Raw genomic sequence first — 25952 nt, 5'->3', positions numbered from 1 at the left:
AGTATATCTAGTGCTTATGTTGACGGTCATGTTGACATCCTGCGGCGGTGCGGCACCAAGCCTGTACGTGCTGGAGAAGCCAAGAAACGTGGAGATGATCGTCAAGATGAACCACGGCGATTTCTGGAAAACGGTGAAAATGGGCGCTGAAGTCGCGGCTAAGGAATATAACGTTCATTTAACCTTCAAAGCTCCCCAGAACGAAAGCGACATCGATGAACAGGTCCGGCTGGTCGAAGAGTCTATTGCGAACAAAGCGGACGCTATTATTCTGTCCGCCAGCGATTACATGGGACTCGCCCAGGTGACGGACAAGGCTGCATATTACAAAATTCCTGTGGTCTCCATGGATTCAGAGGTGGCATCTGCGCGGATCAAAATATTCGTGGGCACGAACAATTACGAGGCCGGGCAAAAAGCGGCAAAGCGGCTGATCGACCTGACCGGGCCCGAGAGCCGCATCGGGGTCATGAATTTCGTCAAAGGCGCCAAAAACGCAGATGAGCGCGAGGAGGGTTTCATGGATTACGTAGCAAGATACCCCGGTGTGGAGGTTGTGGACATCGAATACTGCGAATCGGACGAACAGCTTGCAAGGCAGCTGACCCGGAACATGATGACGGAGCATCCCGATATTAACGGCATCGTAGCTTTAAACGAGGTCGCTTCTATCGGCACGGCCGAGGAAATTAAGGCGCTCGGATACGGCGGAAAGGTTAAGATCATCACGTTCGACAGTACCGCCAAGGTCATGGAAATGCTGCAGGAGGGGATTGTTCAAGGAACCGTTGTACAGAATCCTTTTAACAACGGGTACCTTGCGGTTCGAAGCGCCGTCGAGCTGATCGAGGGGGTGGAGGTCAAAGAGAGGATCGATACCAAGTCCACACTCATTGATCTCGGGAACATGCTGCAGTCCGATAACCAGAAGCTGCTGTTTCCTTTCGTGAAGTAATCCTGGAAGCGTAGAGACCCGTTTCAAGGCATGAGAATTTTTATAGAACACATGAGAATTTTATATTCGAATCCGCACGTCAATCCAGCATAATGAAAACGTATCCAAGGGGATGCGACAAACCAGTAGATAATCAGGAGGTCATGATTACGATGAAAAAAATCACTTCCGTATTGCTCGCAGGCGCTTTGCTCGGCACGGTGATGGCCGGCTGCTCAAGCGGCGACGACAAAGCTGCAACAGGTGACGCCGGAACCAAAACCGCGGACAGCGGCAAAGAACCATCCGTTGGCGTAGCGATTTATAAGTTTGACGACACCTTCATGACAGGCGTCCGCAATTCCATCAAGTCAAACGCGGAAGGCAAAGCGAAAGTAGACATCGTAGACAGCCAAAACTCCCAGCCGACGCAAAACGACAAGGTTGATCTGTTCATTTCGAAGAAATCCGATGCTCTCGTCATCAATCCGGTTGACCGTACCGCGGCCGGCGTCATTATCGACAAGGCGCAAACCGCCGACATCCCGGTGGTATTCCTGAACCGTGAACCGCTTCCGGAAGACATGAAGAAATGGGATAAAGTGTACTATGTCGGCGCTAAAGCCGAGGAATCCGGCACGATGTCAGGTGAGCTGATCGCCGATTACTGGAAGGCCCATCCCGAAGCGGACAAAAACAAGGACGGGGTGCTGCAGTACATCATGCTGAAAGGCGAACCTGGACATCAGGATGCCGAGCTGCGCACCAAATATTCCATCGAAGCCATTGAGAAGGCCGGCATCAAGGTGGAAAAATTAGAAGAAGACACAGCCATGTGGGACCGCGTAAAAGGCCAGGAGAAAATGGCGGCATTCCTGGGATCGCATGGTGACAAAATCGAAGCGGTGCTTGCCAACAATGACGACATGGCGCTTGGCGCGATTGAGGCATTGAAAGCCGCAGGATACTTTAAAGGCGACAAAACGATGCCGGTCGTAGGCGTCGACGCGACGGCTCCGGCTCTGGAAGCGCTTCAGGAAGGAACGCTGCTCGGAACGGTGCTGAACGATGCCAACAACCAGGGTAAAGCTTCCGTGCTGCTCGCCTCCGTTTTGGCAAAAGGCGAAACGCCTTCCAAGGATAACATCGGGTTTGATATCACAGACAACCAATATGTATGGATTCCTTACAAAAAGATTACGAAGGACAACATTAACGACGCCAAATAGGCTGTATTGAGTGCGTCAAACATAAATAACCATCCTGTCGGAAGCGGTGGCTGCACGCAGCCGCTCTTCCATCCGGCGGGGTGAGGAGCAGGGAGCGGAAATCGATGGCTCAAAGCGAGTACTTTTTGGAAATGAACGGGATTACCAAGGAATTTCCGGGTGTTAAAGCACTGGACAATGTCACGTTAAAGGTAAGGCCCGGCACGGTTCATGCCCTGATGGGAGAGAACGGGGCGGGCAAATCAACGCTGATGAAATGCCTGTACGGAATCTACTCGCCGGATGCGGGAGAGATTCTGCTGGATGGACAAAAGGTTCAAATCCAAAATTCCAAGGATGCGCTGAATTACGGCATATCCATGATTCATCAGGAGCTGCATCCCGTGCCGTTCCGCAATGTCATGGAAAATATCTGGCTGGGACGTTTCCCTACCTTCGGGTTTGGCCCCGTCCAGTTCATTGATCATAAGAAGATGTTTCGCGATACCGAGAAGCTTTTTAAAGAGCTGGACATCGATCTGAAGCCGGACACCATCGTCGGCAAGCTGTCGGTATCCAAGATCCAGTCCATCGAGATCGCCAAAGCGGTTTCCTTCGATTCCAAAATTATCATTATGGACGAACCTACCTCTTCCTTAACGAGCGTCGAGGTGGAGCATTTGTTCCGCATTATCCGCGATTTGAAGAAGCGCGGCGTTGCCATCATCTATATTTCGCACAAAATGGAAGAGATTCTGCAGATTTGCGACGAGGTCACGATCATGCGTGACGGCCAAAAAATCGGCACCTGGCCTGCAGCCGAGCTGACCACGGATTTGATCATATCGAAGATGGTCGGGCGCGATCTCACGCAGCGTTTCCCGGATGGCGAGAACGTTCCAGGCGACGTGCTGCTCCAGGTTAACGGGATTACTTCCCTGCTTCCGAAGTCCTTCAAAGATATTTCGTTTGAGCTCCGGAAGGGCGAAATTCTCGGAATCGGCGGCCTCGTGGGAGCCCAGCGCACTGAGCTGATCGAAGCCTTGTTCGGACTTAGGGGCATTGCATCCGGTCACATCAAGATCCATGGCAAGGAAGTGAAGATCCGAACGCCGGAGGATGCCATCAAGCAGGGCATGGCGCTTTTGACGGAGGAACGGCGGGTTACGGGGATTTTTCCGGTGCTGCCGGTGCACGAGAACGCCTCCATTGCGAACCTTAGCCGGTACCGCAAGCTGCTGCTTTTCCTGGACGGAAAGAAGAAACGAAAAGAAGCCGATATCATGGTGCAGAAGCTCCGCACCAAGACGCCGACGTCTAACACCCTCATCATGAACCTTTCAGGCGGAAATCAGCAAAAGGTGCTTTTGGCCAGATGGCTGCTCACCGAGCCTGAAATCCTCCTCCTCGATGAACCGACGCGAGGAATCGATGTAGGAGCCAAGTTCGAGATCTACACGATTATTAAGGATCTTGCCAAGCAGGGCAAGAGTATCATCATGATTTCTTCGGAGATGCCTGAGCTGATCGGAATGTCTGACAGAATCATGGTGATGTCCGAAGGACGCCTAACCGGCATGCTGGAGGGCGATGCTGCTTCGGAGGAAGAAATCATGCGGCTGGCTGCACAGCATTAAGGACATCAAAGGAGGAGAACCCATGCTGAATACGAAAAAACTCGGCGGCAGCAGTCGAATGCAGGGATTCACATCCCAGTATGCGATATATATCGTGCTGGTGCTGCTGGTCATCGGCATTACGATTTATAACCCGTCATTTTTATCCATCGATTCATTACGCAATATTCTGATCCAATCTTCCACGCGGGCCATCATTGCTTTGGGCGTCGCATTTATCCTGATTACGGCAGGCACGGACTTGTCAGCCGGACGGATTGTGGGTTTGACGGCCGTCGTATCCGCATCGATGCTGCAAACTGCGACTTATGCCAACCGGTTTTTTCCGGATCTGCCGCAGCTTCATGTTATTGTCCCCATTATCCTTGCGATCCTGGTGGGATTGTTATGCGGATTGGTTAACGGTTTGGTCGTGGCGAAGCTTAATGTGCCGCCCTTTATCGCAACGCTTGGTACGATGGTCGCCGTATACGGCCTCAACTCCATGTACTTTGACATGGATCCGAATAATTCGCAGCCGATCGGCGGCTTGCGAAAGGACTTTACGAATATCGGCTCGGGATCGATCGGTTCAGGCCAATATTCCGTCCCTTACATCGTTCTCATCGCCATCTTCGTCGCCTTTATCGTCTGGGTCATTTTCAATAAAACAAAGCTTGGGAAAAACATGTACGCCATCGGCGGAAACGTTCAGGCGGCCAAGGTGTCGGGCATCAACGTTGCCAAGTATCTGATTTATATCTACATGATTGCCGGTGCTCTTTATGGCTTGGCTGGCGTGCTTGAAGCCTCCAGAACCGGGGGAGCGACGAACAACTACGGCAACATGTACGAGCTGGATGCCATCGCGGCGTGCGTCGTAGGCGGCGTATCAACGACTGGAGGCATCGGTACGGTTCCAGGCGTCATGGTCGGCGTGCTGATTTTCACGATCATCAATTACGGCTTGACCTTTATCGGAATCAGTCCATACTGGCAGCTGATCGTCAAAGGCTTAATCATTGTGGCGGCTGTTGCCTTCGACATGCGCAAATACGCTGCAAAAAAATAATATTCAAAATTTTGTTCGAATGGCCGCAGCCAACAGGTTGCGGTTTATTCGTGTTTGCCGAATATGGAAATCCATTTCCAATATTTGAGGACTCCACAAAAGAAACAATTATGTTACACTGTTTTCGTAAGAGATGACAACTTTGTAACCGGAGCTATCACCGATTCTGGTTTGCACACCACAAGAAGGAGATGTATCCATGAAAAACAAAAAAGTAATGAAGACATTGATCAGCACGGCATGTGCAGCCGTATTGGCAGTAGGACTCATGGGAGCCGGACCGGCATCGGCCGCATCCGCCCAGCAAAATACACAAACAAACAGCCCGCAAAACTTGCAGGATCTGCAATCCTATTTGCAGCAATGGCTGAGCAACAATGGCGGTTCTTATATTTTTAAATATCAATTTCAGCTGCCTGGTGCAGGACAAGTAACGAAGCCAGAGACATCCAAACCGGAAACCTCGAAGCCAGAGACATCCAAACCAGAAACTTCGAAACCAGAAACTTCTAAGCCAGAAACTTCAAAACCCGAAACGTCCAAGCCGGAGACAACGAAACCCGAAACGTCGAAGCCTTCCACCGGAACGACTTCGAACCAATCGAGCTTTGCGGCTGAAGTGATCAAGCTGGTGAACCAGGAACGTGCCAAAGCCGGCCTGAAGGCGCTCAGCGAAAACACAAAGCTGTCCGGCATGGCTATGGACAAGGCCAAAGACATGAGCAACAACAACTACTTTGACCACAATTCCCCGACTTACGGTTCTCCGTTCGACATGATGAAGAAATACGGTATTTCTTACAGCTATGCGGGTGAAAATATCGCCAAAGGCCAAAAGACTCCGTCCGACGTCATGACAGCTTGGATGAACAGCCAAGGCCACCGCGCGAATATCCTGAACAGCAACTACACCACGATCGGCGTAGCCTACTATAACGGATACTGGGTACAAGAATTTATTGCGAACTAATTCGTATTTAAAAGAAAAAGCCTGCTCCTGACGGAGAAGGCTTTTTCGTGTTATTGGGTTAGAGACAACAGAAAAACCATGCGGTTTCTCGCAAGGCTTTTCTGAACATAAAAACAAAAAAACCATGCGATGACTCGCAAGGCTTTTCTGAACATAAAAACAGAAAAACCATGCGATTTCTCGCATGGTTTCTTGCCATGATGGGTTATGCAGGGGTCGAACCTGCGACCTGCCGATTAAGAGTCGGCTGCTCTACCAGCTAAGCTAATAACCCGCATCGGATTATATGGACTATTATACTCCTATCGATTTAAATAATCCACTCCATTCACATAACCTTCATAAAATATTTTTTTGCGTGCAGGAAATACGGCTTTCTTTCGTGGTAAAGATAGGACTACAGGGAATCTGCGGACAGATGGAGAGAACAGCAAACCGAATTTGCAAATTTTTCATAGAAGTTTTATGTTTATGTACATATGATTCGAAGGCCATTACGGATGGACATGGAGGGATTGGTTTGAATTCATCGAAGTGGATTTGGCGTGTTGTCAGCACCGTTTCCATCTTGGCGACGGTACTACTGCTCGTGGGCTTTGTATATGCGGTCAAGGATATTCAGAATCCAAAGGCTGTGGCTAATGAAGCTGCTCCATCGTCAAAACCTCAAGAGAATGGCGGGACGGGGACGCCAGAAGCCAAGAAGGATTTGAAAATTGCGGTTATAGGAGACTCGCTCGCCAAAGGTACAGGGGATAACTCGGGTATGGGTTTCGCCCGGAGGACCGTGAAGGAGCTTTCGAAGGATTCCAATAAGAACGTGACGCTTTTGAACAATCTGGGCATCAACGGACTGACGACGTCAGGACTTTTGCCGAAACTGGACGAGCGGGGAACGAAGTATGTTCTGGGGCAAGCCGACATGATCCTCTTATCAATCGGAGGCAACGACCTCTTTCAAGGCGCCGATCTTGCTTCAAAAGGCATTTCGGGCACTTCTTCTACGGGTACGGGGCAGGAACTGGATCCGGAGGATCTTTTGAAAGGGCTGCCGAAGGCATCCACGCAGCTTAAATCGATCCTGGAACGCATTCGTGATATAAACCCCGACGCTTGGATCGTTTATGTCGGGCTGTACAATCCCTTTGGCGATATCGAAGATTTGAAGGTTCCGGGGAATCAAGCCGTTTCAAAGTGGAATCAGACGGCGCTCGAGACGATCAATAAATACGGCAATATGACGCTTGTGCCTACTTTTGATCTTTTTCAGCATAATTTAGGCAAATATTTGTCATCGGATCACTTTCACCCGAATGGTGACGGTTATCAGCAAATCGCGAATCGGATCGTCCAAGGCATCCGGTAGCGTACGAGGAAAGGAGTGAACATCTGATGTCTATGACGGTCAACCGGAGCCGAAAAGACGAAATTATTCTGTCTGTGGAGCATGTAAAGAAAAAGATCGGAAGAAAATGGATTATCGAGGATGTAACGTTTGATGTCCGGGAGGGCGAAATCTTCGGATTTCTGGGGCCGAACGGAGCAGGGAAAACGACGACGATCCGGATGCTTGTGGACCTGATCAAGCCGAGCAGCGGCATAATCAAGGTATGCGGGTATGACGTGAACAAGCAGCAGGAAAAAGCGCTGCGTTATGTCGGCTCCATCGTCGAGAACCCGGAAGTATACACGTATCTGACCGGATGGGAAAACCTGGAGCATTTTGCACGCATGCAGCCCGGCATCGACAAGAACAGGATTCAAGAGGTCGTCGATATTGTCCGGCTTGACCAGCGGATTCATGATAAGGTGAGGACTTATTCTCTTGGCATGCGTCAACGTCTCGGCATCGCGCAGGCTCTGTTAGGCAGACCGAAGCTGCTCATTCTCGACGAACCGACGAACGGCCTGGACCCGAAAGGAATTAAGGAGCTTCGCCAGTTCATTCGGGAATTGGCAGAAGATGGACTCGCTGTGTTCGTATCCAGCCATCTGCTGAGCGAAATCCAGCTGCTGTGCGACCGGGTGGCCATTATTAGCCGCGGACGGGTGCTTGCGGTCGGCGAGGTGGAGGATCTGGTGGCGGCGAACGCGAAATATGTGATCTGGGACCTTGAACCCGCCGATGCCGGCAGGCTTCAGCTTGCCCGGCGGGGAGGAATTGAAGTTGTCGAACACGCGGATGCCGTGCTGGACGACACAATCATTGCAGGAATGGGATCAGGTAGCGTCGTCACGCGCATGGAAGAGGAAGGGATCGCCGAGACGGTATCGATGCTAGTCCAAGCCGGGGTAGCTGTTCAGGGAGTTCATAAAATCAATCCGACTCTGGAACAGCTGTTCCTGAAGATGACGGAGGGTGAGAGCATTGACTAGCCTGCTGCCTCTGATCAAAAATGAAACGGTTAAAATCATCAAAAAGAAGCGATTTTATGTCATTCTGTTGATCCTGCTTGTGCTTGTGCCGATCTTCACCTATGCGCAAATGCGTTCCGCGGAACGGACGAAGGAGAAGTTTCACGGCGACTGGCGGCTTGAAGTCCAGCAGCAGATCACCGATAATGAAAATTCGCTTGGCAGTGACCGGGTGCCGGACGAGTGGAAAAAGTTCAGGAAAATCTTCGTGCAGCAGCTCCAGTATTATCTGGATCACGATGTTAATCCGAATGAACCGAACGGTGTCACGTTCACGCGTGAGTTCATGGCGAATTCCATTACGCTTTTCATTCCGCTGTTGATTATGGCGATTGCATCCGATATTGTGTCTGGGGAGCGGACAAACGGCACGATCAAGATGCTGTTGACCCGGCCGGTCAAAAGATGGAAGGTGCTGCTCAGCAAACTGATTACGCTGTTCATGTTCTCCTCATTGATCGTCCTGGCCGCTTTCGTCATAACGTACGTCATTTCCGGTGCCGTATTCGGTTATAAAGGGTTCGATCTGCCGGTGTTTACGGGCTTTCAGATGTCGGGCACGGATGTCGATCTTTCAACGGTGCACGGCGTTCCGCAGTGGAAGTATTTGCTGATGCAGGGGGGACTCGTCTGGTTCGTGAGCCTGACCGTCGCTTCACTCGCTTTTATGGTGTCTGTGCTGGTACGGAGCACTGCGGCCAGTATCGTCGTTATGATGGCAGCGCTGATTGCGGGTACGATTTTGACTAACATGGCTTCGGCATGGAACAGCGCCAAATATTTATTCATGGTGAATCTGGAGCTGACGGACTACCTGTCCGGCACGCCGGCACCGATCGAGGGAATGAATTTGTCATTTTCTTTGGCAGTTTTGTCAATTTGGGCTGCTGCCGCGCTTATAATCTCATTCCTTGTCTTTACGAAAAGGGATATCTTGAATTAAAATGGACAAGGATAACAAAACATCTGTTTGCATTTTAGGGTTCAAGTGCGAGTTCAAAAAGCGGACTTTTTGAATTACCTCTTATAGATCCTACATAAAGAAGCACAAAGGGGGAGCATGAATGGTCGAGCAGGTCGATATGTTTGCAGAGTCATCACAGGGCGGCGGCAATAATGGCCATACTGGATACGATGCTGACGACATTCAAGTGCTCGAAGGCCTGGTTGCAGTACGCAAACGGCCAGGCATGTATATTGGCAGCACAAGTTCATCAGGGCTTCATCATCTGGTATGGGAAATTGTGGATAATGCCGTCGATGAGCATTTGGCCAAATACTGCACGAGAATTGATCTTACTTTACACAAAGACGGTTCGATTACCGTCGTTGATAACGGACGTGGCATTCCGACGGGAGTGCATAAGACAGGCATACCGACGCCGCAGGTGGTTTTCACAATCCTGCACGCAGGAGGCAAGTTCGGCGGCGGAGGATATAAGAAATCGGGCGGTTTGCACGGCGTTGGCGCCTCGGTGACGAACGCGCTGTCCGAGTGGCTGGAAGTCGAAATATACCGGGACGGTAAAATCCACCGTCAGCGCTTTGAATACTGGCAGGACAAGAAGGGTAAAGAGCATGTCGGAGAGCCCGTGACCGGCCTTGAGGTGCTCGGAAATACGAATAAAACCGGCACCAAGGTCACATTCAAGCCCGATATACGCGTATTTCATGCAGGCATTCAGTTTAACTACGACACGCTGGCCGAGCGTTTGCAGGAGATCGCCTTTTTGAACTCGGGACTGCGGATCGTGCTGAAGGACGAACGTTCCGGCAATGCCGATGAATTTTATTACGAAGGCGGGGCCAGCCAGTTCGTCGAGTTTTTGAACGAAGGTAAGGATGTCCTCCACGAAGTCATTCACTTCTACGGCGAAAAGGATGACGTGGAGGTCGAGGTGGCGCTGCAGTACAACGCGGGCTACACCGAGACGCTTGCTTCTTTCGTCAACTCGATTCCGACCCGGGGCGGCGGTACGCACGAGACTGGTTTTAAGACGGCATATACACGCATCATGAACGACTATGCCCGTAAGAACCAGATGTTGAAGGAAAAGGACAAAAACCTTGAAGGCAACGATTTGCGCGAAGGCATGATGGCGGTCATCAGCGTCAAAATGGCCGAGGTCGAGTTCGTCGGTCAGACGAAGGACCAGCTCGGAAGCGCTTCGGCGCGGAGCACCGTCGATGCGATCGTGACCGAGAAAATGCAGATCTTCCTTGAGGAAAATCCGCAGGTGGCGCAGACGCTCATCAAAAAAGCGATCCAGGCATCCAAGGCCCGGGAAGCGGCCCGCAAAGCCCGGGACGACATGCGCAGCGGCAAAAAACGGAGCGAGAGCGCAAGCCTCGGCGGCAAGCTCAGTCCGGCCCAGTCCAAGGACTTTACCCGCACGGAGCTGTTTGTGGTTGAAGGAAACTCTGCCGGCGGTTCGGCCAAGCAGGGCCGTGACTCCAAGATTCAGGCGATATTGCCCCTTAAGGGCAAGCCGCTGAATCCAGAGAAAGCAAAGCTCGCCGACATTATGAAAAATGAAGAGTACCGCATCATCATCAACGCGATCGGTGCGGGAATCGGAACCGAGTTCGAAATCGAGGACAGCAATTACTCCAAAATCATTATTATGACGGATGCCGATACGGACGGAGCGCATATTCAGGTGCTTCTCCTGACGTTCTTTTACCGGTACATGAAGCCGCTGATCGATGCGGGACGCGTCTACATCGCCCAGCCGCCTTTATACAAAATCACACGCAAGTCCGGTAAGCTGGAGACGGTCCGCTATGCTTACAGCGACGAGCAGCTTCAGAACTACCTGAAGGAATTCGGCAAAAATTACGAGCTTCAGCGTTACAAAGGCCTTGGAGAAATGAATCCCGAGCAGCTGTGGGAAACGACCATGAATCCGGAAACGCGGACGCTGCTCCAGGTTCAGATCGAGGATGCGGCCAAAGCCGAACGCCGCGTGTCCACGCTGATGGGCGACAAGATCGATCCGCGTAAGCGCTGGATCGTGGAGAACGTCGATTTTAGAGAGCTCGAGGAATAGAAGGTGAGTGCATGAGTTTATCAGAACAGTTTTTGCCGGCTTTTCTTGAGGAAGTCGTTGGTGAACGCTTCGGCCGGTATTCCAAATACATTATCCAGGATCGGGCCATTCCCGATGTCCGTGATGGTTTAAAGCCCGTTCAGCGCCGCATATTGTACGCGATGTACGAATCGGGCAATACGCCGGATAAGGGCTACCGCAAATCGGCCAAAACCGTCGGAGACGTCATGGGCAACTATCATCCCCACGGGGATACGTCCATTTATGACGGCATGGTCCGGATGGCTCAGCCATGGAAAATGGGACATCCGCTTGTTGACGGCCACGGCAACTGGGGATCGATCGACGATGATCCGCCGGCAGCCATGCGTTATACCGAAGCAAGATTGTCGCCGATCGCGCTTGAAATGCTGCGCGACATCGACAAACGTACGGTGCAGTTCAAGGACAATTTCGATAATACCGCGAAAGAGCCGGTCGTGCTTCCTTCGCGTTATCCGAACCTGCTGGTCAACGGTGTCAGCGGGATTTCGGCCGGGTTTGCCACGGAAATCCCGCCGCATAACCTGCGCGAGGTCATCGATGCTTGCGTCGCGGTCATGCAGAAGCCGGAGATCGAACTGGATGAGATCATGACCTTTATCAAAGGCCCTGACTTCCCTACGGGCGGCCTCATCATGGGTGAAGAAGGAATCAAGGAGGCTTACCGGACAGGCAAGGGCCGCATCTATTTACGCTCCAAAGCCGAAATCGAATTTTTGCGCGGCGGCAAGCAGCAGATCGTCGTGACGGAAATTCCTTACCAGGTCGTCAAGTCCCGTCTCGTGACCCAGATGGAGAACATTCGTCTTGAGAAGAAGATCGAAGGTATCGCCGAGGTCCGGGACGAAAGCGGACGCGAAGGCCTGCGCATCGTCGTGGAAATCAAGAAGGAAGCAGATGCTCAGGGCATTCTGGCTTACCTGCTGAAAAAGACGGACCTTCAGGTTACCTATAATTTCAACATGGTATCCATCGTTAACAAAGCACCTCAGCAGCTCGGCCTCAAGGCGATGCTTGAAGCCTATATCGCGCATCAGCGTGAGGTTGTCAGCAATCGCATCCGGTATGACCTGGAAAAGGCTGAAGACCGCGCGCATGTGTTGGAAGGCCTTGTAAAGGCGCTTAACATCCTGGACGAGGTCATCGCGGCGATCAAAGCGTCGAAGAACCGCCAGGACGCCCAAAACAATCTGCAATGGATGTTCGGCTTTACCGAACGCCAAGCGGATTCGATTTTGACCCTGCAATTATACCGTCTGACGAATCTGGAAATCACGACGCTGCAAAAAGAGCTGGATGAGCTCCTGAAAAAGATCGACACCTACCGCTCGATTCTGGAGAGCGATAAGAAGCTGGTCGCGCTTATTCGCAAGGAACTGCTTGAGATACGCGACAAATACGGCATCGATCGCCGATGCTCCATCCAGGGCGAAGTTGAGGAAATCAAAGTCAATCTGGAAGTCATGGTCAGTTCGGAAGACGTGCTTGTGACCCTGTCGAAGGAAGGGTATATCAAGCGCACGAGCATGCTGTCCTTTACAAGATCGGGCGGAGAACGCGGCGGCTCGGGGGTCAAGGAAGGGGATTATGTCTCCCGGATCATGGAGATCAATACCCTCGACAATTTGCTGATTTTTACGCAAAAAGGCCAATTCTTCCTGCTGCCGGTTCACCAAATCCCTGAATTCAAGTGGAAGGACCCGGGGACTGCGATCGTCAATGTCATTCATCTATCCAAGGAAGATGTGATCGCCGGGGTGATCCCGGTTAACAATTTTGAGGAGCCGAACCGGTCGCTCGTATTCGTTACGAAAAAAGGCCAGGTGAAACGGACAGAGCTCAAGGAATACATGACCAATCGTTCAGGGGCCGTCGCCGCCTGCAAGGTTGGAGTTGATGACGAAATCGTCTCGGTAACCCTCAGCGACAACACCAAAGACATTCTGCTGGTCAGCAAGGACGGCATGAGCATCCGGTTCAGGGAGAGCGATGTCAATGCCATGGGACGCGTGTCTGCAGGCGTCAAGGGCATTCAGCTGCGTGAAGGGGACGAGGTCGTATCGGCTCTATGGGTCGAAGAGGACGAAGGCGAAATATTGACGCTGACCGATCTCGGTTACGGCAAACGGTCTCTGCTGGCGGATTATCAGCCTCAGAGCCGGGGAGGCAAAGGAGTCGCGAGCTTCGAGTTCAAGGAAGGCAAAAGGGTGAAGCCGAACGGCACCCGTATCGCAGGGGCATTCTACTGCAGGGAGCCGCTGCAAATTACGGCCATCAGCCGCGATGGCTCGAGCTATACCTTCAGTTCAGAGCAGGCGCCGATCGCGGATCGCAAATCGACAGGAAAACTGCTTGTTCACCTCGAGAAAAAAGACGAAATTTCGGCTTTGCTGGTACATCCGGAATCATCCTGATGAACCCTGTCAGCCGTCCATTCGGAACCCTGAAAAGGTGTCTCCGCCCGCTCCGGGCGGGGATGCCTTTTTCTCAAAATTTTTTCGGCAAGAGGAAGGATTTGCAATGAATATGCGCGAAAGTTAATCCTGTAAAAGATTGCTTGCGAAAGGAAGGTAATCCCGTGCAGACTTCCGAATTTGCGAAAATATGGTCTAAGCTGAGCAAAGATTACAAAATACATATGGAGAATGAATTAGCCCCCGCGCTAACCGAAGCACAGCTTGCAGTTCTGGAGGTGCTCGGGGAGCAGAAACGGATGAAGCCCTCCGAGCTGACGCCGCTGCTTGCTACCAGCCCGGCGGCCGTAACGATGCTGCTCGACCGGATGGAGAAGAACGGCCTCATCATGCGCGAGCGCGACGGCAGCGACCGCCGGATCGTCTGGGTGTCCATCTCGGACAAGGGACGCCAGGAGGTGGCGCGGGGCGTGCAAATCCGCGATGCGTTTCTTGCAGGCATTCTCTCCCGCATTTCCGCACATAATCAGCAGCTCCTCATCTATTTGCTCGGGAAGCTGACGATCGCGCCATAACAAGCTCCAAAGAATAAAAGTAGAGGAAGTCAACGAGATGAACAACGCTTCGCTATTGAAACATCCCAAACAACGCAAACTGCTTTTCAGCGCCGGGTTCAGCTGGCTCTTTGACGCCATGGACGTCGGTATTATTTCGTTTATCGTGACCGCCCTCACCCTGGAGTGGAAGCTTACTCCCCAAGAAGTCGGCATATTAACAAGCATGAATTCGGTGGGTATGGTATTCGGCGCCGCAGCCGCAGGGTATTTGGCAGACCGCTTTGGACGCAAGAAGGTGCTGCTGTGGACCCTGCTGATCTTTTCCGTGGCGAGCGGCCTGTCAGCGCTCGCTTCGAGCTTTTGGGTGCTGTGTCTGCTCCGTTTTATCACGGGAATCGGGCTCGGAGGAGAGCTTCCCGTCGCATCGACTCTCGTATCCGAAAGCATGCCTGCTAAGGAGCGCGGCCGCGCGGTGGTCCTGCTGGAGAGTTTCTGGGCTGGCGGCTGGCTGGTGGCTGCCCTGATCTCGTACTTCCTGATTCCGACCTACGGCTGGCAGATCGCATTCGTAATCGGAGCGCTGCCCGCCCTGTATGCACTGTACCTGCGCCGGGCGATTGATGATTCCCCGATCTACAAAAGCAATCAGGGCAAGGTCGCTTCCCGGTCCTTTGCAGAGAAACTCGGGTCCATCTGGACCAGCCAACACAGACGCAATACGGTCATGCTATGGATTTTATGGTTTACGGTCGTATTTTCCTACTATGGCATGTTTCTCTGGCTTCCTTCCGTGATGACGATGAAAGGCTTCAGTTTGATCAAAAGCTTTGAGTACGTGTTGATCATGACCATCGCCCAGCTCCCCGGTTATTTTACTGCCGCATACTTCATTGAGAAATTCGGCAGGAAATTCGTAATGATCACCTATCTGGTTCTGACGGCCGTGAGCGCCGCCTGGTTCGGAAACGCGGATTCTGCAGGCATGCTCGTCGCCGCGGGGATATGCCTTTCCTTCTTCAACCTCGGAGCCTGGGGCGGCCTCTACGCCTACACGCCAGAGCTGTACCCGACATCGGTCCGTTCGACCGGCGTCGGATTGGCGACTTCGGTCGGCAGGATTGGCGGTGTGATCGCGCCGTTCCTGGTCGGTTATCTGGTTCAGCATGACATCCGGATCAGCACGATTTTCATGATGTTCTTCGTCATCATATTGATCGGCGCTATAGGCGTGCTGCTGCTTGGAACCGAGACGAAGGGCAAGGAATTAACGGATTGATTCACGTAATGACGTTGAAGGGGCGGCCGAAAGGCCGCCTTTTTTTGCCGTCTTATGGCTCTTATCGAAATGTTCAATGACAAATATGCGAAAACCAGTTTGTGAAAACGACATGCTTTGAATTATAATAAAATATGTTGCAGTTCTAAGACATGAAATTTATCGATACAGACGTTATTGAAACGGAGGGATTTATGTGCAGCTGATTAATCCGCAAATGGTTCAGGAGCTTCTCGACAAATTACAGGATCAGGATCTTTATATACATCTGGAAATGACGACCGGCGCTTATGCTTCGCATGAGGATGAATCCAAGTTTACGGCTTCGACTTTCATCAAAAACGGAGTCGTGCGGTACGACCACGGCACGATTGCCGGTTTCGGGCCTTATCGTGTCGGCCTTAAAATGGAGAACGGTTGGATCTACTCCCAAGGGCTCACGCATTTTGACGAGACGGAGACGGAACGGTTGATCATGGCGGGACATGACAGCGAAGGCAAGCTGGTCGTGGCTCTCCAGCTCGGCAGAGAGCCGTTCTAAGCGATTTACCGGTCATCAATAGAGAAAGGGTGAAGAGAAATGGAGAATCATATACTGGTCGTATTTCCGCATCCGGACGATGAATCGTTCGGTACCTCCGGAACACTGGCTAAACGAATACATGAAGGTGCTAAGGTAACATATGCCTGCCTGACGCTGGGCGAAATGGCCCGGAACATGGGGAAACCGCTGATGGCAAACCGGGTGACCCTGCCGGAGCTTCGGCGCAATGAGCTGGCGGCTTCCGCGCGTTCCATCGGTATCCAGGATGTCCGCATGATGGGACTGCATGACAAGACCATCGAGTTTGAGGATCCGGAGCTGCTTGACGGAATGATCCGCGATTTGATCGATGAAGTCAAACCTTCCCTGATCATCACCTTTTATCCGGGTTACAGCGTGCATCCCGACCATGATGCCACAGGTGCTGCGGTCATTCGCACGGTGGCGGCCATGCCGAAGGAGAAGCGCCCGGTAGTGAACTGCGTCGCGTTCTCGAAGGGCTGCGAGAAAATTCTGGGCAAACCGGACGTTAGCGTTGACGTGCGGGATTATCTGCCGAATAAATTCGGATCGATTAAGGCGCACAGCTCGCAGTTTCGCTGGAAGGATATGCTGGGCTCGTACAGCGAGAACGACGAGCACATTAAAAGCCGGTTCAGCTACGAAAAATTCTGGACTTATCACTTCGAATAAGCTACCATCTCGGTAAGCCGCAGTCTTGACGATTGCAGGCGGATCATAGATACCGGAAGGTGAGCTGAGAAGAGATGAGAAGAGACGAGGATGAGAAAGCGTTAAAGAAGCAGGAAGAGCACGCTGGTCATGCAGAGCTGGAGCGGATTGTGTTTATCGGCCGGACATTCGAAGAATATATGCGAATGTTCGCCCTGACTGAGGAGGAGCTATCCGGACGCCAAATACTGGATTGCCCCGGAGGAGCATGCTCGTTCACGGCGGTTGCCCATCGGCTCGGATGCCTGGTTACGGCGGCAGACATCGCTTACCATCATGAAATGAATCTTTTGCATGATAAGGGGCTGCAGGATATCCTGCACGCCATGGAGCATGTCGAAGCTGGGAAAGAACGCTATATTTGGACTGAGTTTTCATCGGTGGATGACTTGCGCAAGGCGCGAACGGAAGCGCTGGAGTCATGCATCAAGGACATGCGGCTTAACCCGGGTCGATATGTTCCGGTTACGCTGCCTTTGCTCCCATTTGAACAGGGCCAGTTTGACTTGACGCTATCGGCACATTTCCTGTTCACCTATGCCGACAAGCTTGATGCTGATTTTCACCGGCGGACTTTGCATGAACTGCTGCGGGTTACCCGGAAAGAGGTCCGAATCTTTCCTCTAGTGGATCAGCACGGCCGGCGGCCTGCCTTGGTCGATCAGCTGATGGAATATGCCGGTGCGGAGGGCTGGTCCGCTGAGATCCAGTCCGCGCCTTATCATTTTCAAGAGAATGCCGATCAGGTATTGATCCTGCGGCGAAAGGAATAGAAAATAAAAAGCCGGAGCTGGCTAAGCAGCTCCGGCTTTCTCTTTATCCATGGCATAATCAGTCTTGATCCATAATCAGGCGATTCATAATTGGTTCAGCCCATTGATTCCATGGGTGTTCCTCGGGAGGGAGTGAGGTCAGTTTGATATCTTCTTTCGTTACCGGATGAGGGAACCCAACGATGACCGACCACAAGGCGATTTGCTGTCCCGGCTTATTGACGAGCTTTCCGTACTTTTGATCGCCGTACAAGGGACAACCGGCCTGGTTCATCTGAACGCGTATTTGATGCGAGCGTCCGGTGTGAAGCTCGATCCGTACGAGGCTGAAGCCGCCACTCGTACCCAGCACCTCATAGTCCAGGACCGCTTCTTTTGCACCCGGCGTGCCCTTCCGGACCACGGAGACGATATTTGTCTTCGGGTCCTTGAGAAGCATGTCCCTCAAGGTGCCGCGCGGGGAAGGCAGCTGTCCATGGACGACGGCGGCGTATACCTTCCGAAAGCTCCGGCTGCGAACCGCTTCGGACAAACGCGAAGCCGACTTGGACGTTTTGGCGAAAATCATGGCGCCACCCACCGGCCGGTCCAGCCGATGGACCAAACCCAGGTATACGTTCCCCGGTTTCTGGTAACGCTCCTTGATGTCCTCCTTGAGCAGGGTTAACACATCGGGATCACCCGAGACATCCGCCTGTGTCGGGATGTTGACCGGCTTCACAACGCCCAGAAGGTGGTTATCTTCATATAAAATCGGAATATGGGAAACATGTTCTTGACGCATCATGTCCCCTAAGACTCCCAGCGGCCCAAGATTCCGCACGGAAGTTGAAGGCCCGACGCGGTGATCGGCAGTCCCAGTTCTCCGCAGGAGATGGTTCCACCGTAACGGCGTCCAGCGGTCATGGACAGAATGTTGTGAAGAACGGTAGGCGAAATGCCGGTCGTATATGAATTAATCAGCATGAAGAGCGGCTGGTCCGACAGGATGTTCATGCAGCTCTCCACGAATGGATACAGGCTTTGCTCAAGCTTCCACATTTCTCCGCCCGGGCCGCGCCCATAGGACGGCGGATCCATGATAATGGCATCGTACTTGTTGCCGCGGCGCTCTTCACGCTGCACGAATTTGAAGACGTCATCGGTAATGAAGCGGACGGGACGATCACCGATCCCGGACAGCTGGAGATTTTCCTTAGCCCACTGCACCATTCCTTTGGCCGCATCGACATGGACCACCTCGGCACCGGCATAAGCCGCTGCGACGGTTGCGCCGCCCGTGTAGGCGAACAGGTTCAGGACTTTGATCGGTCGCTTGGCAGCCGCAATCTTGTCCATCATCCAGCGCCAGTTGGCTGCTTGTTCGGGGAACAGCCCCGTGTGCTTGAAGTTGGTCGGTTTGATATAAAATTTCAGCTGATCGTAGGAGATCGTCCAGCGGTCGGGAAGCTGCTTTTTCATGTCCCATTGTCCGCCGCCGGAGGAGCTGCGATGATAATGCCCGTGAACTTGCCGCCACAATCCGCTGTCTTTTTCGAGTGGCCATATAATTTGCGGGTCCGGTCTGCGGAGAATCACGTCTCCCCAGCGTTCCAGCTTCTCGCCGGCTCCCGTATCAATCAATTCGTAATCTTGCCAATCACGAGCTACATACATGTACATTCCATCCTTCTGCGCTATTTTTCGTTTAGCTTATATTGTACAACATTTGGCGGCAACAATGCACTTTCTTGGCCCGACATTGGGTAAATATAAGCAAAAGAACCCTGATTCGCGAAAGGAGCTTTGATGACGTGGAGAGCAGACAGATCATACCCAAGATACTCATCGGCCTTGGCGTGCTCAGTTTATTGTTGTACGGATACATAGCAGTCATTTACGGCACATGGGATTTCTTTGGATTGCTACTTTTCGCCGTGCTGCCTGCAGCATACGGTATCGTGCTCGAAAAGGGTTACCGGAGAAAGGCATATGAGCATATGGAAAAACAGATCCTCAGGCTAGCCGCGAACCACCATAATTTGCTGACGGCTGCCGATGTGGCATTATATACCCCGCTGAATATGGAGCAGTCGAACGAAGCGCTGGAGCAGCTGCGAAGAAGAGGCTTCCTGCAGTTAAAAGTCGCGGACAACGGAGCATTTGTCTATGAATTCCAATCCTTTTTATCCGTGGAGGAGAAGATGAACGCCGAAAGAGTGTGATATTCAATTAGGCATATAGCCCTTTCTGAACGGCATCCCCCTGAATAGGATACGGTAACTATTCATCAAAAGGGGGCCTCGCCTGTGCCGGCAAAAAACGGAAAGCAGTTCTTGGACCGAATCAATCATGCCAAACCGAGCGTTTGGTTTCGTGGAGAACAAATCGACGGGAGAATCTCGGACCATCCGGCTTTTTGCGGCTTGATGGCAGCTCAGGCGGAGCTGTATGACATGCAGCATGATTCCGGGTTGAAGGAAAGGATGACCTATGCTTCCCCCGCGACCGGCGATCCCGTCGGGATGTCTTTTCTGCAGCCCCGAACGAAGGAAGATTTGGAGAAGCGCAGACGGATGTCCATGCTGTGGGGAGAGAAGCATCACGGGCTGCTTGGCCGGTCGCCGGATTATATGAACACGGGGTTAATGGCATTTTATGCAGCGGCAGAGCTGCTGGAAGAGAGTGATCCGCGTTTTGCCGAAAATTTGCGGAAATATTACGAATACTGCCGGGATAACGACATTACCCTGTCCCATGCTTTCGTCCAGCCCCATGCCAGCCGCTTTGACGAACTACTGGAGGACGGGAGCATCGAGAGCTGCGCGGCAAGGATCGTCGAGGAGAACGCCGACGGGATCGTCGTCGAAGGCGCTTTTCTGCTCGCGACGCAGGGGATAACCACGGATGAAATTTTGGTGTATCCGCCTGCCTCATCCTACATGCCGGAGGAGGACAACCCGCGGACATTCGCGTTTGCCGTTCCGAATAACCTGCCGGGTATCCGCTGGATATGCCGGGAAAGCTTGGCGGGTGGTAGTTCCAGCTATGATTATCCGTTAAGCTCAAGGTTTGATGAGATGGATACCCTGGTCTTGTTTGACCATGTGCTGGTGCCCTGGGATCGGGTATTCATTCGGGGAAACGACCATTTGTCAATGCGTCTGTTCTCGGAAAGCGGATACCACGTCCATTCGGCGCATCAGGTCCTGTGCAGATATGTCGCCAAGCTGGAATTTACGCTCGGGGTTATTCTGTATATGGCTGAAACGCTGGACCGCTCCACGTATCCTGCGACCATCGAGAAAGTGGCGGAGGTCATGGTGCAGCTGGAGACGCTGAAGTCGCTGTTGATCGCTTCAGAAGCAGGGGCGGGGCCGGACCGCTTCGGAAGCATGCTTCCGGACCGCAAGCCTTTGTGGACGGCGAATGTCCTGTTTCCGAAAATATATCCGAGAATGATGGAGATCATTCAGCTTGTGGGGGGCAGCAGCATCATCATGATTCCCTCGGAGCTGGACTTCGCAAGCGAATCGAAGCCTTATCTGGATAAGTATCTCCGTGGCAATACGGTCAACGCTTCTTCCAAAACGGCCTTATTCCGGCTGGCCTGGGATCTCAGCTCCAGCGGATTCGGGGGCAGGCAAACGCTTTATGAGCGCTTCTTCTTTGGCGACACCTCCGTCGTCGTTAACCGGCTGTATCAATCGTATACAGAAACGGATAAGAAAGCTTACGTCAACAAAATCAAAGCATTTTTAGGCCAAAAAGACGAATAAACCCGAATGTGTGCGAATAGGTATATATCGGGGAAACGTAAAGTCTGACAGTTCATGGGAACAAGAAGCCGTCCGAATGAGCCATCCTGAAGTTAGAGGGGGCGGACGGGTTGACGATCGACCAATTGATTGCACTGTTAACGCTTGTCGTCATGATCATCACACTTGCAGGAAACCATGACAAACCGAAACAATAGGACAAAAAAGGGAGCCGTAAGGCTCCTTTTTTCTTTCTCGAAAAAATGGACATATTCCCATCCGGGTCACACATACATATTTTAAAAAATACACCTAAGGATCAACAAAGCTCTGCATGGGAACGGAATCGGAAGGAGGAAAACGGCTTGTCATCCAACGCTAAATTGAAAACGGATACAAATCAGCAGTTCGCGGTCAAACGGAAGAGGCGGTTTACCCGAAACGACTGGACTGGGTATTTATTCAGCGCGCCTTTGATCATTGGGGTGCTCGCTTTTGCCATCTATCCAATGATTGCCGCGCTGATCATGAGCTTTCATCAGACCTCGGGACTCTCTGTCGGCGGAAAATGGGTGGGCTTCAGCAATTACGATTACGTGCTTCAGGATTCCTTATTTTGGCAAGCGCTTACAAATACGTTTTTTATCGGCATATGGTCCGTCTTGCTCGGCATTATTTTATCCTTCGTACTGGCGAGCCTGATCAACAACCTGAAATGGAACACGGGCAAGAACTTTTTCAAAGCTGTATTTTTTCTGCCGAACGTCGTTTCGGGCGTAGCCACCACACTGCTGTTCTCCTTTTTGTTTTTTCCTTCCAAGGAAGGGCTTCTCAACTTTGTTATCGGGTTGTTCGGCATCGATCCGGTGGGATGGTTCACCAATCCCGAGGTGTCCAGGTACAGTATCGTCCTGATGAGCTTATGGGGCGCGCTTGGCTACAATACGATTATCTTTCTCGCCGGACTGCAGAGCGTTCCACGCGACCTGTACGAAGCAGCCGAGGTGGACGGGGCGGGAACCTACCGCAAATGGCTGTATATTACGATACCGTATTTGCGCCCCATATTCGTCTTCATGCTCATTATGGGTACGATCGGCGGCATGAAGCGATTTACGGATGTATGGCTGATCGGCGGCACGGCAGGCAATCCGGGAGGAAGCTTAATGACCGTCGTCCTCTATATTTACCGGAATGCGTTTCTCGCTTCACAGATGGGAATGGCGACGGCTGCCTCGTACCTGCTGTTCATCATTATTTTTATGCTTACCGCATTATTGATGCTGCTGAACCGCCGCAAAGACAGCTTTGATTAATTAGGTTGAACAAGGGAAGCAGAATCAATCCAAGTTAGGAGGTCACTGGATGGACACTGTGAAGGTCATGCGTTCACAGCGGCGCAAAAAAATATCGTTTAACCAATGGCTGCTGACAATCGTGCTGTTTTTGGGATCCTTCGTCATGATCGTGCCGTTTCTGTGGATGCTTGTCACGAGCTTCGACTGGGCAGCCCGGCTCCATATCACTTTTCCGCCAAGGCTCTGGCCCGAAGAACCTTCGATCAGAACCTTCGAGGTGGCATTTACAAGCATTAAAATGCTCCGTTACATTACCAACTCGATCGTCGTGAGCGTCGGGGTTATCGTCATCAGCGCCCTGTCGGCTCTTCTGTCGGGATATGCTTTATCCAAGCTGCGTTTTAAAGGGTCGAATATCGTCCTGCTGCTCGCGCTGAGCACCATGATGATTCCATTTGAGATGACCATGATTCCGCAATACTTGCTGTTCAGCAAGCTTGGTCTCGTCGACAACTACCTGGCTTTTTATCTTCCGGCCCTGAATTACGCTTTCGGAACATTCTTGGCTAAAGCCTTCTTTGACCAGCTGCCGACTACGCTGAGAGAGGCAGCGATTCTGGATGGCGCCAAAGAAGTATCCGTGTTCAGCCGGGTGTATCTCCCGTTATGCACGCCGATCATCGCCACGATGGTGATCCTCCTCTTCCTGGGGGTATGGAACGACATGCTATGGCCGCTGCTGATTCTGAAAAAAGCGACCAAGTATACGATCCAGATCGGTCTGGCCATGTTCACTTACAACAACGGGATCGACAAACAGCCTTCCATTATTATGGCTGCTACGACTGTAAGCCTCATTCCGGTCGTCGTCGTATATATGTTCCTGCAGCGTTACATTATCGAAAGCATCGCCTTATCGGGAATCAAGCAGTAAGCAGCGTTCGCGCCTTGTATCGGCCAAATGAAGGATGACGGATCCAGAAAGTACTCATTCGGAAGCATGATGAAAAAGGGGGAGCGGAAATGAAAAAACTGTTCATGTTGGTCATGTCCTGCATGCTGGTCCTGTCGCTTGCGGCATGCTCGGGCGGTTCGGACACGGATGTGACGGGCGGGGTGGAAATCAACAAGGTTTCGGACATGAAAGGAACGGTCCGCGTGGCTTTGGCGGGCTGGCAGCTGGATAACGGGCTTAACGCCCAGACGGGAAATCCTACGATCGGACTGAATGACTACCTGGATCAAACCTTCAAAAAAATGTACCCGAACATCAAGCTGGAGCTGTACCAAATTCCTTGGGAGAACGTCAAGGCCAAGCAATCCGCCATGCTGCTCTCCGGGGATGCGGATATCATGTATACAGGCGGAGCCTTTGCTTCCCAGTGGTACCAAGAGGGACTGCTCCGGGATCTGGATGATCTGATCAAGGAAGACACCAGCTTTGACCCGAGCATTTATCTGGAAGGCATCATGAACAATTCATACAGCACCAAGTCTCCGGACGGTACCAAGCAGTTTGGTATTCCGGTAGCGCTGGGCCGCCGGATGACTATTTACGATAAAAAGCTGTTCGAGGATTGGGGCGTTGAACCGCTGTCTGCCAAGGCCGATCCTGCAGAGATTCTTGAGAAATCCAAGAAAATGACGGGAAAAAATCCGAAAACGGGCGAGGACAACTACGGTTTATACTGGAGCGGCAACGCCTTGAACGGATCCACCTTCGTGGCGTTGACACTTGCCTTTGGCGCCAAAGGTGCGGAAGGAACCTTGAAGGATGTGAAAAGCATCAAGTGGCAGTTAAACACGCCTGAAATGGTGAAAGTGATGGAGTGGCTGAAGGAAGCGGCCAAACTGCCGCCTGCGGGCTTCGTCAATGCCCAAGGTGCGGAAAATTTCGGCCTGGAGAAGAACAATATCGCGATCGCGCTAGACTCGACGGGTGGAGCTACGATGAACGAATATCTCACCAAGAAAAACAAAGATCTGCTCGACCGTTTTGTGCCCGTGCTGAACATGGGACCGAAGGGTGAAGGCTGGGTAGCGGTCGATCCGTTCATCATGGCGAAGAACGCCAAAGACGTCAAGGCATCGTGGGAAGTGCTCAAATTCCTGACGAGTCCGATGACGCAAAAATATATGTATGAGAACTTTTCACAGACGCCGACCTTGAAAAACGCGGACTTCGTGTCCCCTGAAGACAAATATGTGAAGAAAGCGCTCGAAATTGCCGAAGTGGGACATTCGGAGCTGATGGATGAAGCCAATCCGTTCTACATGAGCGACATTGTTCCAGCCGTAAACGGCTTTATCAGCAAAGCGGCGACGGGCAATGCGCCGGACATTCAGAAATTCCTGGATGATTTGCAGGCGCGTGCCGAGAAATGGTCCGCTAACTTAAAGTAAACCTAGCGAGTGCAAAGCCCAAGGAGGGCTTTGCACTCACCCGTTTAATATACCACGCCATGGCCAGAGGAGGATAACAATGAAAAAGGGAATCAATCAGTGGTGCTTTCCAGCGGGTACACCGCTTGGCAAGGTGCTGCGTACAAGCGCGGCCGCAGGATTCGATACGATAGAGCTCAATTTGTACGCATCCGGCGGCGTCGGCTTAACGATGGATACGACGCCGGAGGAGGCGAAGGCAATGAGACGCCTTGTGCGCAGCTATGGACTCTCCATCAGCAGCTTGTCAACCGAGATGCTTGGTCGTTATCCGCTTAGCTCGGCCGATTCCGAAGTTCGATCACAGGGCGTCGAATCGATCCGGAAACAGATCGAGCTGGCACGCGAGCTGGAGGTGGATACTATCCTGGTCGTTCCCGGACGGATCGAAGCGGAGGTCACCTATGAAGAGGTATGGGACCGGTCGCAGAGGGCATTGCAGCCTTTAATAGATGAACTGGACGGAAGCGGAGTAAGCATCGCAATTGAAAACGTATGGAATAAGTTCCTGTGGAGCCCGCTCGAGATGGCCCGATACATTGACCAGTTTGAATCCGATCATGTCGGAGCGTATTTCGATGTAGGCAATACGCTGGCTTTCGGCAGGCCGGAGCACTGGATCCGTTCACTCGGAAAGAGAATCCGGAAAGTTCATGTCAAAGACTTCCGGCTTCAGGTTGCCAGTGCTCATGGCTTCGTACCCCTGCTGTCGGGGGATGTGGATTGGCTGAATGTGAGGCTTGCGCTCAGCGAAATCCCGTATCGGGATAGCCTGACTGCGGAGCTCGAACCATATTCCAGCTTCCCGGATCAATTAATTTTTGACACTTCGCGTCATTTGGATGTTATTATGGGGAAAAATCCTCACTGAA

23 protein-coding genes and 1 tRNA gene are annotated in these 25952 nt (G+C 52.0%); 21 read left to right on the top strand and 3 right to left on the bottom strand.

What is annotated here, in order from left to right; genetic code table 11:
- Positions 1–16: 16 nt before the first annotated feature.
- The 5 genes from ACTHPM_RS07870 to ACTHPM_RS07850 all read left to right on the top strand — a co-directional run bounded on the left by ACTHPM_RS07870 (position 17) and on the right by ACTHPM_RS07850 (position 5800).
- Positions 17–955, top strand: a complete 939-nt coding sequence (locus ACTHPM_RS07870) for a substrate-binding domain-containing protein (protein WP_440421489.1) — start codon at positions 17–19, stop codon at positions 953–955.
- A 152-nt stretch (positions 956–1107) separates the two neighbouring features.
- Complete coding sequence (locus tag ACTHPM_RS07865; protein WP_440394634.1) at positions 1108–2163, top strand: galactose ABC transporter substrate-binding protein; 1056 nt, start codon at positions 1108–1110, stop codon at positions 2161–2163.
- Between the two features lie 104 nt (positions 2164–2267).
- On the top strand, positions 2268–3779 hold the full coding sequence (locus ACTHPM_RS07860; RefSeq protein ID WP_440394633.1) for a sugar ABC transporter ATP-binding protein: 1512 nt from the start codon (positions 2268–2270) through the stop codon (positions 3777–3779).
- A gap of 22 nt (positions 3780–3801) precedes the next feature.
- Positions 3802–4830 carry a galactose/methyl galactoside ABC transporter permease MglC gene (gene mglC, locus ACTHPM_RS07855; RefSeq protein ID WP_440394632.1) on the top strand — a complete coding sequence of 343 codons (1029 nt, stop codon included), beginning with the start codon at positions 3802–3804 and terminating at the stop codon, positions 4828–4830.
- A 199-nt stretch (positions 4831–5029) separates the two neighbouring features.
- Positions 5030–5800: a CAP domain-containing protein gene (locus ACTHPM_RS07850; protein ID WP_440394631.1), complete on the top strand. Its 771-nt coding sequence runs from the start codon at positions 5030–5032 to the stop codon at positions 5798–5800.
- A gap of 201 nt (positions 5801–6001) precedes the next feature.
- Here ACTHPM_RS07850 and ACTHPM_RS07845 read toward each other — a convergent pair.
- Positions 6002–6074 (bottom strand) — tRNA-Lys (locus ACTHPM_RS07845).
- A gap of 246 nt (positions 6075–6320) precedes the next feature.
- On the opposite strand from ACTHPM_RS07845, the gene ACTHPM_RS07840 reads away from it, so the two are divergent.
- The 10 genes from ACTHPM_RS07840 to ACTHPM_RS07795 all read left to right on the top strand — a co-directional run bounded on the left by ACTHPM_RS07840 (position 6321) and on the right by ACTHPM_RS07795 (position 17603).
- Complete coding sequence (locus tag ACTHPM_RS07840; protein WP_440394630.1) at positions 6321–7166, top strand: GDSL-type esterase/lipase family protein; 846 nt, start codon at positions 6321–6323, stop codon at positions 7164–7166.
- Between the two features lie 26 nt (positions 7167–7192).
- The gene (locus tag ACTHPM_RS07835) at positions 7193–8176 is read left to right on the top strand and encodes an ABC transporter ATP-binding protein (RefSeq protein WP_440394629.1); all 984 of its coding nucleotides are present in this window, start codon (positions 7193–7195) and stop codon (positions 8174–8176) included.
- Positions 8169–9158, top strand: coding sequence for an ABC transporter permease (locus ACTHPM_RS07830; RefSeq protein WP_440395378.1), 990 nt, complete (start codon positions 8169–8171; stop codon positions 9156–9158). Before ACTHPM_RS07835 ends, ACTHPM_RS07830 begins: the two co-directional genes overlap by 8 nt.
- 121 nt (positions 9159–9279) lie before the next feature.
- Complete coding sequence (gene parE, locus ACTHPM_RS07825; protein WP_440394628.1) at positions 9280–11265, top strand: DNA topoisomerase IV subunit B; 1986 nt, start codon at positions 9280–9282, stop codon at positions 11263–11265.
- Positions 11266–11276: 11 nt separating this feature from the next.
- Positions 11277–13721: a DNA gyrase subunit A gene (gyrA, locus tag ACTHPM_RS07820; protein ID WP_440394627.1), complete on the top strand. Its 2445-nt coding sequence runs from the start codon at positions 11277–11279 to the stop codon at positions 13719–13721.
- 164 nt (positions 13722–13885) lie between these two features.
- Positions 13886–14296 carry a MarR family winged helix-turn-helix transcriptional regulator gene (locus ACTHPM_RS07815; protein WP_440394626.1) on the top strand — a complete coding sequence of 137 codons (411 nt, stop codon included), beginning with the start codon at positions 13886–13888 and terminating at the stop codon, positions 14294–14296.
- A gap of 37 nt (positions 14297–14333) precedes the next feature.
- Positions 14334–15554 (top strand): MFS transporter, encoded by a 1221-nt coding sequence (locus ACTHPM_RS07810; protein WP_440394625.1) that lies wholly within the window; start codon positions 14334–14336, stop codon positions 15552–15554.
- Between the two features lie 196 nt (positions 15555–15750).
- Positions 15751–16095 (top strand): YojF family protein, encoded by a 345-nt coding sequence (locus ACTHPM_RS07805; protein ID WP_440394624.1) that lies wholly within the window; start codon positions 15751–15753, stop codon positions 16093–16095.
- Positions 16096–16134: 39 nt separating this feature from the next.
- Positions 16135–16791 carry a bacillithiol biosynthesis deacetylase BshB2 gene (gene bshB2 / locus ACTHPM_RS07800; protein WP_440394623.1) on the top strand — a complete coding sequence of 219 codons (657 nt, stop codon included), beginning with the start codon at positions 16135–16137 and terminating at the stop codon, positions 16789–16791.
- 74 nt (positions 16792–16865) lie between these two features.
- Positions 16866–17603, top strand: coding sequence for an SAM-dependent methyltransferase (locus tag ACTHPM_RS07795; RefSeq protein WP_440394622.1), 738 nt, complete (start codon positions 16866–16868; stop codon positions 17601–17603).
- Positions 17604–17661: 58 nt separating this feature from the next.
- Here ACTHPM_RS07795 and ACTHPM_RS07790 read toward each other — a convergent pair whose 3' ends face one another.
- Both ACTHPM_RS07790 and ACTHPM_RS07785 read right to left on the bottom strand, forming a co-directional pair.
- On the bottom strand, positions 17662–18390 hold the full coding sequence (locus tag ACTHPM_RS07790; RefSeq protein WP_440394621.1) for an RluA family pseudouridine synthase: 729 nt from the start codon (positions 18388–18390) through the stop codon (positions 17662–17664).
- 5 nt (positions 18391–18395) lie between these two features.
- Entirely contained in the window at positions 18396–19259 is an 864-nt protein-coding gene (locus ACTHPM_RS07785; RefSeq protein ID WP_440394620.1) for a class I SAM-dependent methyltransferase, read from the bottom strand.
- Between the two features lie 137 nt (positions 19260–19396).
- Between ACTHPM_RS07785 and ACTHPM_RS07780 the strand changes: the two genes are divergently transcribed.
- The 6 genes from ACTHPM_RS07780 to ACTHPM_RS07755 all read left to right on the top strand — a co-directional run bounded on the left by ACTHPM_RS07780 (position 19397) and on the right by ACTHPM_RS07755 (position 25951).
- Positions 19397–19807, top strand: coding sequence for a hypothetical protein (locus ACTHPM_RS07780; protein WP_440394619.1), 411 nt, complete (start codon positions 19397–19399; stop codon positions 19805–19807).
- Between the two features lie 84 nt (positions 19808–19891).
- Positions 19892–21361, top strand: coding sequence for a 4-hydroxyphenylacetate 3-monooxygenase, oxygenase component (gene hpaB / locus ACTHPM_RS07775; protein WP_440394618.1), 1470 nt, complete (start codon positions 19892–19894; stop codon positions 21359–21361).
- Positions 21362–21705: 344 nt separating this feature from the next.
- Positions 21706–22656, top strand: coding sequence for a carbohydrate ABC transporter permease (locus ACTHPM_RS07770; RefSeq protein WP_440421487.1), 951 nt, complete (start codon positions 21706–21708; stop codon positions 22654–22656).
- A 49-nt stretch (positions 22657–22705) separates the two neighbouring features.
- Positions 22706–23572, top strand: coding sequence for a carbohydrate ABC transporter permease (locus ACTHPM_RS07765; protein ID WP_440394616.1), 867 nt, complete (start codon positions 22706–22708; stop codon positions 23570–23572).
- Positions 23573–23661: 89 nt separating this feature from the next.
- A complete protein-coding gene (locus tag ACTHPM_RS07760; RefSeq protein ID WP_440394615.1) occupies positions 23662–25041 on the top strand; it encodes an ABC transporter substrate-binding protein in 1380 nt (459 codons plus the stop codon).
- Between the two features lie 79 nt (positions 25042–25120).
- Positions 25121–25951, top strand: a complete 831-nt coding sequence (locus ACTHPM_RS07755; protein ID WP_440394614.1) for a sugar phosphate isomerase/epimerase family protein — start codon at positions 25121–25123, stop codon at positions 25949–25951.
- Position 25952: the final 1 nt, after the last annotated feature.

Origin of the sequence: Paenibacillus sp. SAFN-054 (assembly GCF_051966755.1) — a bacterium.
GTDB lineage: Bacteria > Bacillota > Bacilli > Paenibacillales > Paenibacillaceae > Paenibacillus_AQ.
This window is presented reverse-complemented; position numbering and strand designations above follow the sequence as displayed.